The following is a 15849-nucleotide window of genomic DNA, read 5'->3' as shown; positions in this document are numbered from 1 at the left end:
ATGGCCCAGTCTTCTCCGGTCCCGGGGTCACCCGCCATTACCCGGGACGTAATCGACGGGTACGTCCCGGGGCGGCGAGAGTCGCCCCATGACTGACACCAGTGCGGCGGAACGCAACAAGCAACAGGTCATCGACGGCTTCCGGCAGTTCGCGGCGGGCAACATCGAGGTGCTCCGGACCCTCCTGCGGGAGGACTTCGTCGAGCACAGCCCGGGCAACCCCAGTGGACGGGACGCGTTCATCGAGTACATCGCCACCGCCCCGGTGGCGGGGGCTCGGCTCGACCTCAAACGGGTCGTCGCCGACGGCGACCACGTCGTCGTGCACTACCACATGACGCCTCCCGGCGGCGGGCGCGGCCTCGCGGTCGCGGACATCTGGCGGCTGGTCGACGGGCAGATCGTGGAGCACTGGGACGTGGTGCAGCCGGTGCCGGAGCCCGAGCAGACCCCGAACGGGATGTTCTGATGCACGTGGTGTCGGCACACCTCGGGGAACATCGGGTGGGCTTCAGGCCTTGAAGGTGCGGGGGTCGGGGGCCTGGTTCTCGCGCGGCCAGACCCCCTTGCGCGCCCGGGCGACAATGGAAGACGGCCCACCCACCGGCGGCGCCGAACCGTACGAGGAGGAGATGAAGACATGGCGGAGCCCACGCCGCGTCGCAACGAACCGCGGCTACGCCCCGCGCCCCTGCTCTTCGAGCCCGCGGATGCGAGCGCCGACCCGGAGCACTTCTTCGATCTGGAGTCGATCGACGACCCGCGGGACCTGCTGGCGCGTGCGACGGAGCTGACGCACGCGTTCCGTGCGGCGACCGACCGGGCGATGGAGTTCCAGGCGATCGCCGCGGCCCAGCTCGCCGACCCCCGGCGGTTCGACCGGCTGACCCCGGCGGACATCGCCGAGCGGGCCGAGTGGACCGAGGACTACGCGAAGAAGATGGTCGAGTTCGGACGGGAGCTGCAGAGCGGAGGGGAAGGGACGGGGTACGCCGATCCCGGCTGAGCCCGGCCCCCTCAGCGACCCCGCCGCCCGCATCTCGCCCTGGCATATGCCGGGCGGGCAAGATACTCCTTCCGGCCCATCCCTGTCCGGGTTTCTCGCAACCGTCGGAGACCGGACGCTCACGGCCGGTAGACCTGTCGGCATGAGCAGTGCATGGGTCACCCCGGACGGCGTCGCCTGGCTCGCCTCGGCCGGCACATATCCCCGCAGCACGCTCGCCCTCTGGGACGAGCAGCCGGACGCTCCGGTCGTGCTGCCCTGCGGCGCCGCCTTCGACGTCGTCAACACCCCCGCGCTCTTCGGACGCCGCATGCTGGACCGGCTCTGGGACGAGGGCCCGGGCTCGGGCCCGGTGGCGGAGTACCGGGGGCGGATGCTGCTGTTCGCCGCGCCCGGCACGGCCCAGCGGCTGCCGACCCTGCTGGAGTGGGAGGAGTGGGGCTCGGGCAGCCGTACGGCGGACATCCCGCCGCTGCTGTGCCACGGCAACGGCGACGCGGTGACGGTGCCCCCGCCGGCGCCCGCCGTCCCCGGCGCGCACCCCCGGACCACCCGCTGGCTCGTCGCCCCCGACACCCGTCACCCCTGGCTGCCGGGCCCCGAGATCCTGCTCTGGGCGGCCGTCCGGGCGGCCCGTGCGGCCGTGCGGATATCGATTTTTCCTCCCGCCGACCAGGATGCTAAGGTCTACGACGTCAGAAGGCGCCGCTAGCTCAGTTGGTTAGAGCAGCTGACTCTTAATCAGCGGGTCCGGGGTTCGAGTCCCTGGCGGCGCACGATGGCGATGGCGAGGTGTGTTCGCGGAAAACGCGAACCTCCTCGCCATCTCTGTTTCTGCATGGCTCCACCGCGCGCCGTGGGGGCTCCGCCACCCACACCCCCTCCAGGTCGGCCGAGCGTCAGCCGACCGCGATCCGCACCGTCCACGCTCCGGAAGCCGTACGCCCCTCCACATCCACCCGTACGCCCTCCCCCGGCACCGTGAAGCCCTCGCCCAGGCCGACCGGGGCGTCCGCGAGAGGCGGATAGACGGAGTCCTCCCAGCAGGCCTCGGAGCGCGGGTGGGCGTCGATCACCTCTACGGGGCCGCGCCCGGACTCGGTCTCGCTGCGCACCCGGTACACGAGCACCCCGGCACGGCAGGCGGCCCGGTCGTTGCCCACCGGCCCGCGCGCCTCGAAGGCGATCGCGCTGTCGGCGCCCGTACGCACCACCGCGAGCTTGGTGCCGCTGCCGAGGCCGAACACCGGCGCCCCCGCGGCGCCCGTCACCGGCACCCCCGGCCCGGCACCCAGCGGCTCCAGCGTCAGCCGGGTCGGCTGCGGCCCGCCGACGCACACCACCTGGCGCGGGTCCAGCCAGCCGAGCTTCCACTTGTGCCAGGCGAAGAGATCGGGAGCGAGCCCGAACTGGCTGCCCATCAGGTCCCAGTCCCCCACATGGGTGTCCCAGTCACCCTTGCCGTCCGTGGGCCTGCGGTAGAGGTCGGGCAGGTCGAAGACGTGCCCCGTCTCGTGGGCGAGGACCAGGCGGTCCGGCGGATGCTGCTCGAAGACGGTGACGACCCGGCGGATGTCCGTGCCGTCGGCGTGCAGCGGGTTGTCGAGGTTGACGACCTTGGTGGCGTCGGAGTCCACGCCGGGCGCGTCCGGGTCGGCGACGAAGTAGACGATGTCGTAGCGGGAGAAGTCGACCTGGCTGTCGACCGCGGCGAGGGCGTCGCGCAGGTAGGCGGTGCGGTGGGCGGGGCTCCAGTCGCGCTGTATGGCGTACGCGGTGGACGGCTTCGGCATCCGGATCCAGCGCTTCAGCACATGCGGGCGCAGCGTGAACCTGCCGTAGGAGGCGCGCGCGAAGAACTCGCTGGTGGCCGGGAAGTGGTCGGCGGCGAGTTCGGCGGGGGTGGTCATGGGGGTCCAGCCCGGGAAGGACAGGAAGACCATGACGGCCTTCAGCGAGCGGGCGGGGCGCGGATAGGCGGCGTTCCAGGTGTCGAGGCCCTCGGAGTGGTGGGCGGCGGTGCGCTGCAGGGCGCAGGGGGTGGTGACGAAGGGGTCGGCGGCCGAGGGGCCGGTGATGATGGAGGTCGCGGCGAGTGCCGAGAGGGTGGTGAACACGGCCGCGGTGCTGCGCAGTCGGGAGCGCGGGAGCTGACGCGGCACAGGGACCTCCGGGTGCGGATCTCGGGACACCGCACCCAGCCTGTGTGATTTTGATGTTGTATGCCCTGTTTGCCTGCCCCAGATGAGTGAGGAGCCCGGGAAGCGGGTAAAACCGACACCCCGAATCACTCACGGAACGTCACAAGCGGTCGGCGGCCTGAAGAACCCGTCCAGGCGCGGGCAGAAACGATCTGCCAGAAGGGTGAGTCGCCCCAGGAGCGTTCCGGGACACTGGACTCCGGCTGGAAGGGCCTGGGGACAGCCTCTATGATCGGCGCACTTTGCTGCACGGACAACGATCGACTGCATTGCGGGAGCGAGCGGTGAACGAAACGTCCGAAGGGCCGACGCCCGCGGCAGACCTCGACCGGTCAGCCGTCACAGAGAGTGACATCAATGCATCTCTTCGTGCCGAGCCTCCTTCATACCGCTCCGCCTTCGCGGCCGCCCCGCTCGCCATGGCCGTGGTCGACCGCGAGGGCCTGGTGGTCAGCGGCAACGACGCACTGGGCGCGCTGCTGGGCACGGAGCCGAAGGCCCTCGCCGGGAGCGTCGCCGCCGATCTGGTGGACCTGGCCTCCGACGCGCGCATCTGGCACGCCTACCGCGAGGTGCTGCGCGGCCGTCAGGCGCGGCTGCGCTGCACGCGCCGCCTCAAGCACCCCGACGGGCAGTCGCTGTGGGCGCAGCTCACCGTGGCGCCGCTCGGGGAGGCGGAACCGGGCGTGCTGCTCTCCGTCGCCGACATCAGCGCCCGCCGTGAACTCCAGGCGAGGCTGCGGCACATGCAGATGCACGACCCGGTGACGCGGCTGCCCAACCGGACGCTGTTCTTCGAACGCCTCTCGGCCGCGCTGGAGGCGGAGACGTACGAGCAGGGCGGGACGGGCCGGATCGGTCTGTGCTACCTGGACCTGGACGGCTTCAAGGCGATCAACGACACGCTCGGCCACCGCGTCGGCGACCGTCTGCTGGCCGCCGTGGCCGAACGGCTGACCCGCTGTGCCGACGAGGCCGGGTACGCCCGCGCGAGCACGCCGCTGGTCGCGCGGCTCGGCGGTGACGAGTTCGCGCTGCTGGTCGAGGACTCCACGGGGACCGACCAGCTCGCGGAGCTCGCCGAGTCCGTGCTGAAGGCTCTTCAGGCGCCGTTCGACCTGGCGGGCCGGCGGCTGTCGCTGTCCGCGTCGATCGGGGTCGTGGAGCGGCACGCGGCGGGCACGACCGCGAACGGGCTGATGCAGGCGGCCGATACGACGCTGTACTGGGCGAAGGCGGACGGCAAGGACCGCTGGACGCTGTTCGACCCGGAGCGCAACGCGCATCTGGTGACCCGCCAGGCCCTGTCGTCGGCGCTGCGGCCGGCCATCGAGCGCGGGGAGTTCGTGCTGGAGTACCAGCCGCTGGTGGGCATGTCGGACGGACGGCTGCGGGGTGTCGAGGCGCTGGTGCGGTGGGACCACCCGCAGTTCGGCCTGCTGACGCCGAATCGGTTCGTCGGGCTGGCCGAGGAGGACGGCTCGATCGTGCCGCTGGGTCGCTGGGTGCTGGCCACGGCCTGCCGTCAGGCACGCCGCTGGCAGCTGGACCACCCGGACGAGCCTCCGATCTTCGTCAGCGTCAACGTGGCCGTCCGGCAGGTGTGGGACTCGGACCTGGTCGCCGACGTGGCGGACATCCTCGCGCAGACGGGGCTCGCGCCCGAGCTGCTCCAGCTGGAGCTCACCGAGTCGGCGGTGATGGGCTCCGCGGGGCGCCCCCTCCAGGCGCTCCAGGCCCTCAGCGACATGGGCGTCCACATCGCCATCGACGACTTCGGCACGGGCTACTCGAACCTCGCCTACCTCAGCCGCCTGCCGGTGTCGGTGTTGAAGCTGGACGGCTCCTTCGTCCGGGGCTTCCAGTACGAGGGCGCCAAGGACCCGGCCGTACCGCCGAACCAGGCCGACGAGGTCATCGTCGAGGCCATGATCCAGCTCGCCCACCGCCTCGGCCTCACCGTCACCGCCGAATGCGTCGAAACCTCCGCCCAGGCCACCCGCCTCCGCGGCATCGGCTGCGACACCGGCCAGGGCTGGCTGTACTCCCGCCCGGTGCCGCCGGATCGTATCTCCGAGCTACTGCAAAGCGAGACCTACGCGGTGGGCAACCCGTAGGCATCCACGAGCCGACGGAGGCGCGGCGCGGCGCGCCGCCCGCCTCGCTGCGGCTTCGGTCACCCGGCGATTCCCCGCGGCGCCGGGGGCCGTCCCCCGCCGGGTGGACCCCGGGGCGGCAAGCCCTACAACGTCCGCCTCGCTCTCACACCGCAGACAACCCGGACACGTCCGCAAGCCCACGCCAGACCCTGGCTCCGCCTTCGACGGCGGCGCGGTGCGGCGCGCCGCCCGCCTCGCCGCCCGCGATGCCACGCGGGCGCCGTGAGTAGCAGCCCTTCGCCCAGCCCTTCTCACCCCGGGTGGCCCGGCGGCTTCCGGCGGCTTCCGGCGGCTTCCGGCGGCTTCCGGCGGCTTCCGGCGGCTTCCGGCGGCTTCCGGCGGGGCCATACGCGGCACCCTGGGGCATGCGTGCCGCCTGGGGCGATGGGGCCCCCGCTCGAGCGAAGCCGAGAGTGGGGGAGGGTGGGCGCAGGCGGCACCCCGGCAGCGCCGGGCCCGCGACCCACGCCCGGCGGAACCCCGTGGCGCCGGGGGCCGTCCCCGGGCGGGTGGGGCCCCGGGCCCCGGGGCCCCGGGCCCTACAGCATCCGCCGCGTCCTCACGCCGTAGGCAACCCGTACGCGTCCGCGATCAGTTCGTAGGAGCGGAGGCGGAGGGTGCCGCGGTGGGCGTGGCTGGTGAGCATCAGTTCGTCGGCGCCGGTGCGCTTGTGGAGGTCGTCGAGGCCGGTGCGGACCTCGTCGGGGGTGCCGTGGACGATGTTGGTGGTCCAGGAGTCGACGAACTCGCGCTCCAGCGGGCTGAAGTCGTGGGCCTCCGCGTCCTCGGGGGAGGGGAACAGGCCGGGGCGGCCGGTGCGCAGGCGGACCATGCTGAGACCGGTGGCCAGGACCTGACGGCGGGCCTCGCGCTCGTCGTCGGCGGCGAGCACGGAGACGCCGATGAGGGCGTACGGCTCGTCGAGGAGTGCCGAGGGCCGGAAGGACTCCCGGTACAGGTCGAGCGCCGGGATGGTGTTCTGCGCCGAGAAGTGGTGCGCGAAGGCGAACGGCAGACCGAGGATGCCGGCCAGGCGGGCGCTGAAGCCGGAGGAGCCGAGCAGCCAGACCGGCGGGCGGTGCGGGGACTGGACGCCACCGGGCGCGGTCGACTGGACGGGCCCGGGGATGGCGTGGATGCGGCGGTAGGGGTGGCCGTCGGGGAAGTCGTCGTCGAGGAAGCGGGTCAGTTCGGCGAGCTGCTCGGGGAAGTCGTCGGCACCCTCGTTGAGCCGGTCCGTGCGGCGCAGGGCGGCCGCGGTGGCGCCGTCCGTGCCGGGGGCGCGGCCGAGGCCGAGGTCGACACGGCCGGGGGCCATGGCCTCCAGCGTGCCGAACTGCTCCGCGATGACCAGCGGGGCGTGGTTCGGGAGCATCACGCCGCCCGAGCCGAGCCGTATGCGGTCGGTGTGGGCGGCGAGGTGGGCCAGGATCACCGCCGGGGAGGAGGAGGCGACACCCGGCATGGAGTGGTGTTCGGCGACCCAGTAGCGGTGGAAGCCCCGGGCCTCGGCGAACCTCGCGAGGTCGACGCTGGTGCGCAGCGCGTCGGTGGCGGTGCTGCCGGTGCCGACGGTGACCAGGTCGAGTACGGAGAGGGGGGCGGGGGCGGTACCGAGTGTCGTGCCCCGGATCTCGTCTGCGTCTGCGTCTGCCACCACGGTGCCTGCCTCCTGTTGTCGGGCCGTGCGCTGTCCTCGCGCCCTAACAGGAGGCAGTCCCCGCTTATTCCCGGGGTTTTCCGGAAGACCTTTCCGCAGGCTCGTTCCGAAAGCCCCCTCCGCACGCCCCTTCCGGACGACCTACACCTGCACCAGCGGCTCCCGCGTGAACAGCACCCCCAGCGCCGGAGCGTTCACGCGGCGGCCCGCCAGGCGCAGGGCCTCCCAGACGGTGACCTGGTTGGCGGTGAGGACGGGCTTGCCCAGGTCCTTCTCCAGGGTGGGGATGTGCGCGGCGGTGTGGAGGGCGGTGTCGGGGAGCAGGACGGCCTCCGCGTCGGGGGTGTCGGCCGCGCGGGCCAGCTCGAGGACCTCCGCCTCGCCCCACGTGCCGACCTCCGCCGCCGTGATGATCCCGGCGCCGCGCACGGCGGTCACCTCCGCTCCCCCCGCTCGCAGGAACTCCGAGAAGAGCCCGGCCACGTCCTCCGGATAGGTCGCCGCGACGGCGACCCGCCGCAGCCCGAGCTCGCTCACCGCGTGCACGAAGGCGAAGGACGTCGAGGAGGCGGGCAGACCGGCGGTGGTGGCCAGGTTCTGCACCTGCTCCCGGGCGCCGTCCCAGCCGTACACGAAGCTGCCGCTGGTGCAGGCCCACACGACCGCCTCCGCGCCGCCCAGCCGCAGCTGCTCGACCCCGGCCGCGAGCCGTTCGGGCGCCCCCATCCGCAGCAGGGCGTCGACCCGGTGCGCGTCCTCGCCGATGTCCGTGTGGACGAGGTCCAGCCGGATGTCACTGCCCAGGAGCTGCTCGATGCGCGGATAGTCGTCCTCTGCGGAGTGGCCCGGGTAGAGGAATCCGAGTGCGGTCATGTCCAGCCTTCCTGCTGTTCTTCGGGCAGTGCGGGCCACGCCCGCGCCGACTCGTCCATCAGCGCCTGATACGGCCCCACGGCTCGGGTACCCAGCAGGCGCAGCGCCGCCCACATCGTGACCTGGTTGGCTGAGATGACCGGTATACGCAGTTCGGCCTCCAGCTGAGGGATCACGTCGTACGTGGGCAGGTTGGTGCAGGAGATGAACAGGGCATCGGCGCTTCCCGGCCGTACCGCCCGGCGCGCCATGGCCACCACGTCCCGGTAGGGGACCTTCCAGATGTGCCGAGTCAGGCCCATGTACGCGCGGCCGGTGACCCGTACGCCCGCCTGGGCCACATACGCCTCCAGGGCCCGGGTGACCGACTCCGTGTACGGCGTGACCAGCGCCACCCGCTGTACGCGGAGTTCCGCCAGCGCCTCCAGGAGCGCCCCGGAGGTCGTCACGGACGGCACCGCGCCCGCCCGGGTCATCGTCTCGCACATGGCCCGTTCCCCGGCGGTCCCGCCGACGAAGCTGCCCGATGCGCAGGCGTAGGCGACGGCCTCGGGCGCGACGGCGATCAGCGTGCGCACCGCCTCGCCCAGCGTCTCGTGCTCGCTCACCCGGCGGGCGAGATCCAGACTCACCTCGACCGGCACGAACGGCGTGCGTGTGAGGTGCAGAGAGACCTCGTCCGGCACCCATCGCCACAGCTCGCGGTCGAGTGCGAAGTCGAAGGGAGCGACGACACCGACACCGCGCTGGGAGCGAGGGCCGCCGAGAAAAGTGATGTCCATGGCAGGCACCGGCCTCACCGTGAGAGACGGAGGGACAACGGACCGTACGCTCGCCCGTGTTGACGAAGGTAGGTTCGGGTGCGAGCGTGGTCAATCCGTGCATGTCAGACACTTGGTCACTCCGTGAGGAACGCCCATCCCGATGACCGCACCCACCCTGCTCGTTCTCGACGCCGATCCCCTCCCCCGTCTCGGCCGCCTCACCGGACGCGCGCGCATCGTGCACGCGGACGCCGACACCCTCGCCGAGCGGCTTCCGCAGGCCGACGTGCTGCTGGTCTGGGACTTCGCCTCGCACGCGGTGCGCGAGGCGTGGCCGGGCGAGGGGCCGCGACCACGCTGGGTGCACACCGCGAGCGCGGGCGTGGACCATCTGATGTGTCCGGAACTCGCCGTGTCCGACACGGTGGTGACCAATGCGCGCGGCATCTTCGACGAGCCGATCGCCGAGTACGTCGCCGCCCTCGTCCTGGCGATGGCGAAGGATCTGCCCCGGACGTGGGAGCTGCAGCGCCGGCGCGAGTGGCGGCACCGCGAGACCCGGCGGGTCTCCGGTACCCGCGCCTGCGTGGTCGGCTCCGGGCCGATCGGCCGGGCGATCGCCCGTACGCTGAAGGCGCTCGGCGTGACGACGGCGATCGTCGGCCGTGTCCCGCGCACCGGCATCCACGGACCCGACGACCTGAACCGGCTGATGGCCCGCGCCGACTGGGTCATCGCGGCCGCGCCGCTCACCGACGACACCTACGGCATGTTCGACACCCGCCGCTTCGGCGTGATGCAGCCGTCCGCCTGCTTCGTCAACGTCGGCCGCGGGCAACTGGTCGTCGAGGACGCGCTCGCCGAGGCGCTCGCCAAGCGGTGGATCGCGGGCGCGGCGCTGGACGTCTTCACCACCGAACCCCTCGCCCCCGACAGCCCGTTGTGGCAGGTGCCGGGCCTGATCGTGTCCCCGCACATGAGCGGCGACACGATCGGCTGGCGGGACGAACTCGCCGTGCAGTTCCTGGAGTTGTTCGAGCGCTGGGCGGCCGGGAAACCGCTGACGAACGTCGTCGACAAGAAGCGCGGGTACGTACCAGGCCACTGACCGTCCCGGGAGGGCGCATGACGGAACTCACCGACTTCACCGCCGCAGAACTGATCGACGGCTATCGCGCGGGCGAGTTCGGCCCCGTGGAGGCGGTCCGGGCGGCCCTGGAGCGGGCCGAGCGGATCCAGCCGGAGGTGAACGCGTTCGTCCGGCTCCTCCCCGAGGAGGCGCTCGCGCAGGCGCGGGCGTCGGCGGAACGCTGGCGGCGGGGCGAGCCGACGGGCCTGCTGGACGGGGTTCCCGTCACGGTCAAGGACATCCTGCTGCTGCGCGGCCATCCGACCCTGCGCGGCTCGAAAGCCGTGTCGGAGACGGGGTCCTGGGACGAGGACGCCCCGTCCGTCGCCCGCCTGCGCGAGCACGGCGCCGTCTTCCTGGGCAAGACGACGACACCCGAGTACGGCTGGAAGGGCGTCACGGACTCGCCGCTGACGGGCGTGACCCGCAACCCGCACGACCCCTCGCGCACCGCGGGCGGCTCCAGCGGGGGCAGCGCGGCCGCGGTGGCGCTCGGCGCGGGACCGCTGTCGCTGGGCACGGACGGCGGGGGCAGTGTGCGCATCCCGGCCGCGTTCTGCGGGATCTTCGCGCTCAAGCCGACGTACGGCCGGGTGCCGCTCTACCCCGCCAGCGCCTTCGGCACCCTTGCGCACGTCGGCCCCATGACCCGCGACGCGGTGGACGCGGCGCTGCTGATGGACGTGATCGCCGCGCCGGACTCCCGGGACTGGTCGGCGCTGGAGCCGACCGGCCGGCCGTACTCGGGCGTGCTGGGAGAGGGCGTGCACGGGCTGCGGGTCGCGTACTCGCCCTCGCTCGGCGGTCAGGTGGCGGTGCGGCCGGCGGTCGCGGCGGCGGTACGGCGGGGCGTGGAGCGGCTCGCGGCCCTCGGCGCGTACGTCGAGGAGACCGACCCGGACTTCACGGACCCCGTCGAGGCCTTCCACACCCTGTGGTTCAGCGGCGCGGCCCGCGTGGCCCAGCATCTGACCCCTGTCCAGCGGGAGTCTCTGGACCCCGGCCTCCGCGAGATCTGCGCACGGGGCGCCCGCTACACCGCCCTGGACTACCTGACGGCGGTGGACATCCGCATGGAACTCGGCCGCCGCATGGGCCGCTTCCACGACACCTACGACCTGCTCGTCACGCCGACCCTGCCGATCACCGCGTTCGAGGCGGACGCGGAGGTACCGAAGGGCTCGGGCCTGCACCGCTGGACGGGCTGGACCCCCTTCACCTACCCCTTCAACCTGACCCAACAGCCCGCGGCGAGCGTCCCGGTGGGCACGGACGGCGACGGCCTCCCGGTGGGCCTCCAACTCGTGGCCGCCCGCCACCGCGACGACCTCGTCCTGCGCGCGGCTCACGCGCTGTACGAGGCGGGGGTCACCTCCGGCGGAAGCTGAGCGTCTCCCCCGCCGCGCCCGAGCGCCACAGGTCGTTGCAGGCGGCGGCCATCTCCTCCAGGCCTTCCACGACCTGACCCCACACGATGCCGGGCACCCAGCCCACGTCGCCGTTGAGCAGCAGGTTGTTGCGCTCGTAGAACAGGGCCAGGTCCACCAGCGTCGCGCCCGGGCGGACCTCGCGGTCGTAGCCGTACGCCTTCGTGCCCAGCTCCGCCCCGGCGAAGGAGAAATAGCAGAGATCCCCCGGAATGGGAGTAACCGTCGGATTCTCCAGAGGTGGTTCTGATGTCGCGAAAGGCGGGAAAAGGGCGTAGATCTCATTGCGTGCGTATTTTGCGTGGTAGACGTCACCGGCGAGAGGGAGGGCGTCCCAGACCGTCGCGCAGGTGACCGGGGCACGGTCGTCCAGGAGTTTGGCCGTGCAGTGGATGTCGCGTGTGACCAGCGAGACTTCGATGAAGCGATCAGCCATGTCCTCCATGGGAGTGCCCGACGCCGCCGCGGTCAAGGGTGCCCGCACGTCGTGCGGGGCTTGAAAAGATCTGCATAAGTGCCATGTCGTCGGGTAGCCGCGCGCCCATGGCTCCACCACTCAGAAGTCCACACAGTCCACGGAGAAGCCCCGAACCCGACTTCGGGCCCACTCGCCGGTCGCTGCTCGCGGGGGTCGCGGCGCTCGGCGCGTTGGGCGCCGCCGGCTGCTCTCGCGTGGCCAACGCGTCCGGCGTGGAAGGCGGTGACCTGCTCGACAGGTTGCGGGCGCAGGGTGTCGTACGGCTCGGGATCGCCGGTGAGATCCCGTTCGGGTACATCGACAGGGACGGGCAGCTCACCGGGGAGGCGCCCGAACTGGCCAAGGCCGTCTTCAAGCGGCTCGGGGTGGACAGGGTGCAACCCGTGCCGACCGAGTTCGGTTCGCTCATACCCGGCCTGAACTCCCAGCAGTTCGACGCGGTCGCGGCCGGGATGTACGTCACTCCCGAGCGCTGTGAACAGGTCATCTTCGCCGACCCCGACTACCAGATGCTCGACTCCTTCATCGTGCGCAAGGGCAACCCCAAGGGCCTGCACAACTACCAGGACGTCGTCGAGAAGAAGGCGAAGTTCGCCACCGGGACCGGGTACGCCGAGATCCAGTACGCCGTCGACGCGGGGTACAAGGAGGGCGACATCCTCATCGTCCCCGACCAGGTCGCGGGCCTGAACGCCGTCGAGGCCGGACGCGTCGACGTGTTCGCCGGTACGGCGCTCACCACCCGTGAGGTGGTGAAGAAGTCCAGTAAGGCCGAGTCCACCAAGCCGTTCACGCCGCTCGTGGACGGCAAACCGCACGTCGACGGGGGCGCCTTCGCGTTCCGGCAGACCGAGACGAAGCTGCGCGACGCCTTCAACGTCGAGCTGCGGAAGCTGAAGAAGAGCGGCGAGCTCTTCCGGATCCTCAAGCCCTTCGGCTTCACCAAGGCCGAGATGACCGATCTGACCGCGAAGGAGCTGTGCGGCGGATGACTTCGGGACTCTGGGAACTCGTACTCAAGGGCGTATGGATCACCATCCAGCTGCTCGTCCTCAGCTCGCTGCTCGCCGCCGGCGTCTCCTTCGTGGTCGGCGTCGCGCGCGTCCACCGGCTGTGGATCGTCCGCTTCCTCGCGGGCTTCTACACGGAGGTGTTCCGCGGCACCTCGGCCCTGGTGATGATCTTCTGGGTGTTCTTCGTGCTGCCACCCGCCTTCGGCTGGCAGCTGGTGCCCCTGTGGGCGGGCACGCTGGCGCTCGGGCTGACCTACGGCGCGTACGGCGCGGAGATCGTGCGCGGCGCACTGGTCGCCGTCGACCCGGCGCAGAAGGAGGGCGGGATCGCGCTCAGCTTCACGCCCTGGCAGCGGCTGCGGCTGATCCTGCTGCCGCAGGCGGTGCCGGAGATGATCCCGCCGTTCTCCAACCTGCTCGTCGAGCTGCTCAAGGGCACCGCGCTGGTGTCGATCATGGGCATGGGCGACCTGGCGTTCAGCGGCAACCTGGTACGCCTGGCGCTGCAGGAGAGCGCGGAGATCTACACGTACATCCTGCTGATCTACTTCGTGATCGCGTTCCTGCTCACCCGGGTGATGCGCGGTCTTGAGACGCGGTTGAAGGCGAACGTCGGGAAGGCGCCGGAGCGCAAGGTCGTCACGGAACCCGGTCCCATCGGCGTGGGCGGTGGTGCCTGATGAAGTGGGACTGGAACGCCGTGGCCGACTTCATGCCGCAGTTCTGGGACGGCCTGCTGGTCACCCTCCAGGCGCTGGCACTCGGCTCGCTGATCTCGTTCGTCCTCGGGCTGGTGTGGGCGCTGCTGATGCGCACGCCGAGCCGCTTCGTGCGCTGGCCCGTCGGGGTCGTGACGGAGTTCGTGCGCAACACCCCGCTGCTGGTCCAGCTGTTCTTCCTGTTCTACGTGCTGCCCGAGTGGGGCGTGACCCTCTCGGCGCTGACCACCGGTGTGATCGGGATCGGGCTGCACTACTCGACGTACACGATGCAGGTCTACCGGGCCGGCATCGAGGCGGTGCCCCCCGGCCAGTGGGAGGCCGCGACGGCGCTGAACCTGTCGCGACGGCGGACGTGGACCTCGGTGATCCTGCCGCAGGCGATCCGCAGGGTCGTCCCCGCGCTCGGCAACTACGTCATCTCGATGCTCAAGGACACGCCGCTGCTGATGGTGATCACCATCCTGGACATGCTCGGCCAGGCACGGCTCTTCTCCCAGCAGCACTTCCAGTTCACGGAGCCCCTCACGGTGATCGGCGTGGCCTTCATCGTCATCTCCTATCTGGCCTCCCTTCTCCTGCGCACCCTGGAGCGACGCCTTGTCCGTTGACACCTCGAAGCAGCCGACCGACCTCCATACGACCCCGAGCGAGCTGATCCGCCTGGAACAGGTGACCAAGCGGTTCGGGAGCAACACCGTCCTCGACCACCTGGACTTCTCGGTGCAGGCGGGCCGCCACGTCACCCTCATCGGACCGTCCGGGTCGGGCAAGACCACGATCCTGCGGCTGCTGATGACGCTGACCAAGCCCGACGAGGGCACGATCACCGTCGACGGGCAGCGGCTCTTCCCGGCGTCGGACAAGCAGTGTCGCGAGGTCCGCAAGAAGATCGGGATGGTCTTCCAGCAGTTCAACCTGTTCCCGAACATGACCGTCCTGCGCAACCTCACCGAGGCCCCGGTGACCGTGCTCGGCCTGTCCAAGGACGAGGCGGAGGCGCGCGCCCGCGAACTGCTCGACCTGGTCGGCCTCGCCGACAAGTGCGACGCCCGGCCCTCCCAGCTCTCCGGCGGCCAGCAGCAGCGGGTGGCGATCGCGCGAGCGCTGGCGATGCGGCCGCAGGTGCTGCTCCTCGACGAGGTGACCTCCGCGCTGGACCCGGAGCTGGTCGCGGGTGTCCTCGACCTGCTCCGTGACATCGCCCGCACCACCGACATCACGATGCTCTGCGTGACCCACGAGATGAATTTCGCCCGGGACATCTCTGACCAGGTACTGATGTTCGACTCCGGCCGGGTCATCGAGTCGGGTCCGCCCGAGAAGATCTTCAGCGACCCGGAGCAGGAGAGGACCCGGGAATTCCTCAGCGCGATCCTGTAATTACGCGACGCGTCGGTAGCGTCACTCCAGGTCTCGGGGCCGGTCCTTGACGGCGGCATATGCCAACGGGTCAGTGCCGCAGTTGAGGGGGTCGAGCGAGGGCCACAATCTCGCCAACAACCACTCCACACCGGCCGTTTGACAGCTATCGTGGAGGGGATCCGCTGTCCGGATCACGGCCCAGAAAGCGACCGCAGGGGGACAACCGTGGCGCTGAAGCACGAGCCGACCGCGCCGTACCACTCGGCCCAGGACGCCCTGCGCGTCCTGGAGACAGTGGCACGACACTCCACCGGCGTCACCGACGCCGAACTCGCACGCCGGACCGGCCTCGGCAGGGAGCGGCTGACCACCCTCCTGCTGATGCTGCGCCGCGAGGGGTACGTCGCGCAGGTCGCCGACGGGACGTACGTCACCGGTGACTCACTCACCCGCCTGAGCTCCGCCCACGGCCACGACCAGGCCGTGCGCGAGCACCTCCAGCACACCCTCGACCGGCTGCGCGACTCCGTGGGCGCCGCCGTCTACATCAGCCGGTACGTCGACGGCGAGGTCAAGGTTACCCAGTACGCGGCCGGCCCGGCCACACCCGCGGTCAACGAGTGGGTGGACTTCCGCTACTCCGCCCACGCCACCGCGGTCGGCAAGAGCCTGCTCGGCCAGCTCGACCACAACGGCCGCCGTGACCATCTCTCCCGGCACAAGATGGCCCGCCTCACCTCGCGCACCATCACCAGTGACAAGCTCCTGCTCTCCCGCCTGGAGTCCCAGGCACCCACCGTGCCCGTCCTCGACCTCCAGGAGTACGCGATCGGCACGGTCTGCGCGGCGGTCCCGATCACGGCGGGCTCGTCGGTCGGCTGCCTCGCCCTCTCCCTCCCGGTCGAACACGCCCACCGGCTGCGCCGGGCGGCGGACCGACTGAACCGTGGCGCGGCGCCGGTGCTGCTGTCGCTGGCCCTCTAGGCCCTGCCCTGGAGCGTGGTCAAAAGCACCGCCCCGGACCAGGTAGTATTTTTCTTGTCGCCAACCGCGGA

The 15849-nt window shown here is 71.3% G+C and carries 16 protein-coding genes and 1 tRNA gene; 12 read left to right on the top strand and 5 right to left on the bottom strand.

Going from position 1 to position 15849, the window contains the following annotated elements; all coding sequences use genetic code 11:
* Positions 1–88: 88 nt before the first annotated feature.
* The 4 genes from ACFYWX_RS22710 to ACFYWX_RS22695 all read left to right on the top strand — a co-directional run bounded on the left by ACFYWX_RS22710 (position 89) and on the right by ACFYWX_RS22695 (position 1782).
* Positions 89–469, top strand: coding sequence for a nuclear transport factor 2 family protein (locus ACFYWX_RS22710; protein WP_389425870.1), 381 nt, complete (start codon positions 89–91; stop codon positions 467–469).
* A 171-nt stretch (positions 470–640) separates the two neighbouring features.
* Positions 641–1006 (top strand): hypothetical protein, encoded by a 366-nt coding sequence (locus tag ACFYWX_RS22705; protein WP_389425869.1) that lies wholly within the window; start codon positions 641–643, stop codon positions 1004–1006.
* A 142-nt stretch (positions 1007–1148) separates the two neighbouring features.
* Positions 1149–1718 carry a bifunctional DNA primase/polymerase gene (locus tag ACFYWX_RS22700; RefSeq protein WP_389425868.1) on the top strand — a complete coding sequence of 190 codons (570 nt, stop codon included), beginning with the start codon at positions 1149–1151 and terminating at the stop codon, positions 1716–1718.
* Positions 1709–1782: transfer RNA gene (locus tag ACFYWX_RS22695), tRNA-Lys, on the top strand. Before ACFYWX_RS22700 ends, ACFYWX_RS22695 begins: the two co-directional genes overlap by 10 nt.
* Before the next feature lie 123 nt (positions 1783–1905).
* On the opposite strand, the gene ACFYWX_RS22690 is transcribed toward ACFYWX_RS22695, so the two are convergent.
* Positions 1906–3168, bottom strand: a complete 1263-nt coding sequence (locus ACFYWX_RS22690) for a M6 family metalloprotease domain-containing protein (protein WP_389425867.1) — start codon at positions 3166–3168, stop codon at positions 1906–1908.
* Positions 3169–3491: 323 nt separating this feature from the next.
* Here ACFYWX_RS22690 and ACFYWX_RS22685 point away from each other — a divergent pair, with 323 nt between their 5' ends.
* Positions 3492–5324: a putative bifunctional diguanylate cyclase/phosphodiesterase gene (locus ACFYWX_RS22685; RefSeq protein ID WP_389425866.1), complete on the top strand. Its 1833-nt coding sequence runs from the start codon at positions 3492–3494 to the stop codon at positions 5322–5324.
* 601 nt (positions 5325–5925) lie between these two features.
* Here the strand turns inward: ACFYWX_RS22685 and ACFYWX_RS22680 are convergent.
* The 3 genes from ACFYWX_RS22680 to ACFYWX_RS22670 form a co-directional block, all read right to left on the bottom strand.
* The gene (locus ACFYWX_RS22680) at positions 5926–7023 is read right to left on the bottom strand and encodes an LLM class flavin-dependent oxidoreductase (protein ID WP_389425865.1); all 1098 of its coding nucleotides are present in this window, start codon (positions 7021–7023) and stop codon (positions 5926–5928) included.
* A gap of 144 nt (positions 7024–7167) precedes the next feature.
* On the bottom strand, positions 7168–7899 hold the full coding sequence (locus ACFYWX_RS22675; protein ID WP_389425864.1) for an aspartate/glutamate racemase family protein: 732 nt from the start codon (positions 7897–7899) through the stop codon (positions 7168–7170).
* Positions 7896–8681 (bottom strand): aspartate/glutamate racemase family protein, encoded by a 786-nt coding sequence (locus tag ACFYWX_RS22670; protein ID WP_389425863.1) that lies wholly within the window; start codon positions 8679–8681, stop codon positions 7896–7898. The genes ACFYWX_RS22675 and ACFYWX_RS22670 overlap by 4 nt, the downstream gene beginning before the upstream one ends.
* Before the next feature lie 142 nt (positions 8682–8823).
* Here ACFYWX_RS22670 and ACFYWX_RS22665 point away from each other — a divergent pair, with 142 nt between their 5' ends.
* Together ACFYWX_RS22665 and ACFYWX_RS22660 are read left to right on the top strand one after the other, a co-directional pair.
* Positions 8824–9771: a D-2-hydroxyacid dehydrogenase gene (locus ACFYWX_RS22665; protein ID WP_389425862.1), complete on the top strand. Its 948-nt coding sequence runs from the start codon at positions 8824–8826 to the stop codon at positions 9769–9771.
* Between the two features lie 17 nt (positions 9772–9788).
* Complete coding sequence (locus tag ACFYWX_RS22660) at positions 9789–11180, top strand: amidase (protein ID WP_389425861.1); 1392 nt, start codon at positions 9789–9791, stop codon at positions 11178–11180.
* On the opposite strand, the gene ACFYWX_RS22655 is transcribed toward ACFYWX_RS22660, so the two are convergent.
* Positions 11161–11655 (bottom strand): DUF3830 family protein, encoded by a 495-nt coding sequence (locus ACFYWX_RS22655; RefSeq protein WP_389425860.1) that lies wholly within the window; start codon positions 11653–11655, stop codon positions 11161–11163. The genes ACFYWX_RS22660 and ACFYWX_RS22655 overlap by 20 nt on opposite strands.
* A 107-nt stretch (positions 11656–11762) precedes the next feature.
* Here ACFYWX_RS22655 and ehuB point away from each other — a divergent pair, with 107 nt between their 5' ends.
* From ehuB to ACFYWX_RS22630, 5 genes are all read left to right on the top strand, one after another.
* On the top strand, positions 11763–12689 hold the full coding sequence (ehuB, locus tag ACFYWX_RS22650; RefSeq protein ID WP_389425859.1) for an ectoine/hydroxyectoine ABC transporter substrate-binding protein EhuB: 927 nt from the start codon (positions 11763–11765) through the stop codon (positions 12687–12689).
* Positions 12686–13390 carry an ectoine/hydroxyectoine ABC transporter permease subunit EhuC gene (ehuC, locus tag ACFYWX_RS22645; RefSeq protein WP_389425858.1) on the top strand — a complete coding sequence of 235 codons (705 nt, stop codon included), beginning with the start codon at positions 12686–12688 and terminating at the stop codon, positions 13388–13390. Before ehuB ends, ehuC begins: the two co-directional genes overlap by 4 nt.
* Positions 13390–14040 carry an ectoine/hydroxyectoine ABC transporter permease subunit EhuD gene (gene ehuD, locus ACFYWX_RS22640; RefSeq protein WP_389425857.1) on the top strand — a complete coding sequence of 217 codons (651 nt, stop codon included), beginning with the start codon at positions 13390–13392 and terminating at the stop codon, positions 14038–14040. Before ehuC ends, ehuD begins: the two co-directional genes overlap by 1 nt.
* Positions 14030–14812, top strand: coding sequence for an ectoine/hydroxyectoine ABC transporter ATP-binding protein EhuA (gene ehuA / locus ACFYWX_RS22635; protein WP_389425856.1), 783 nt, complete (start codon positions 14030–14032; stop codon positions 14810–14812). Before ehuD ends, ehuA begins: the two co-directional genes overlap by 11 nt.
* 207 nt (positions 14813–15019) lie before the next feature.
* Positions 15020–15778, top strand: coding sequence for an IclR family transcriptional regulator (locus tag ACFYWX_RS22630; RefSeq protein ID WP_389425855.1), 759 nt, complete (start codon positions 15020–15022; stop codon positions 15776–15778).
* Positions 15779–15849: the final 71 nt, after the last annotated feature.

The organism is Streptomyces sp. NPDC002888 (genome assembly GCF_042888465.1).
Classification (GTDB): domain Bacteria; phylum Actinomycetota; class Actinomycetes; order Streptomycetales; family Streptomycetaceae; genus Streptomyces.
Note: the sequence above shows the minus strand (reverse complement) of the source record. Positions and strands in the feature narration are given on the sequence as shown.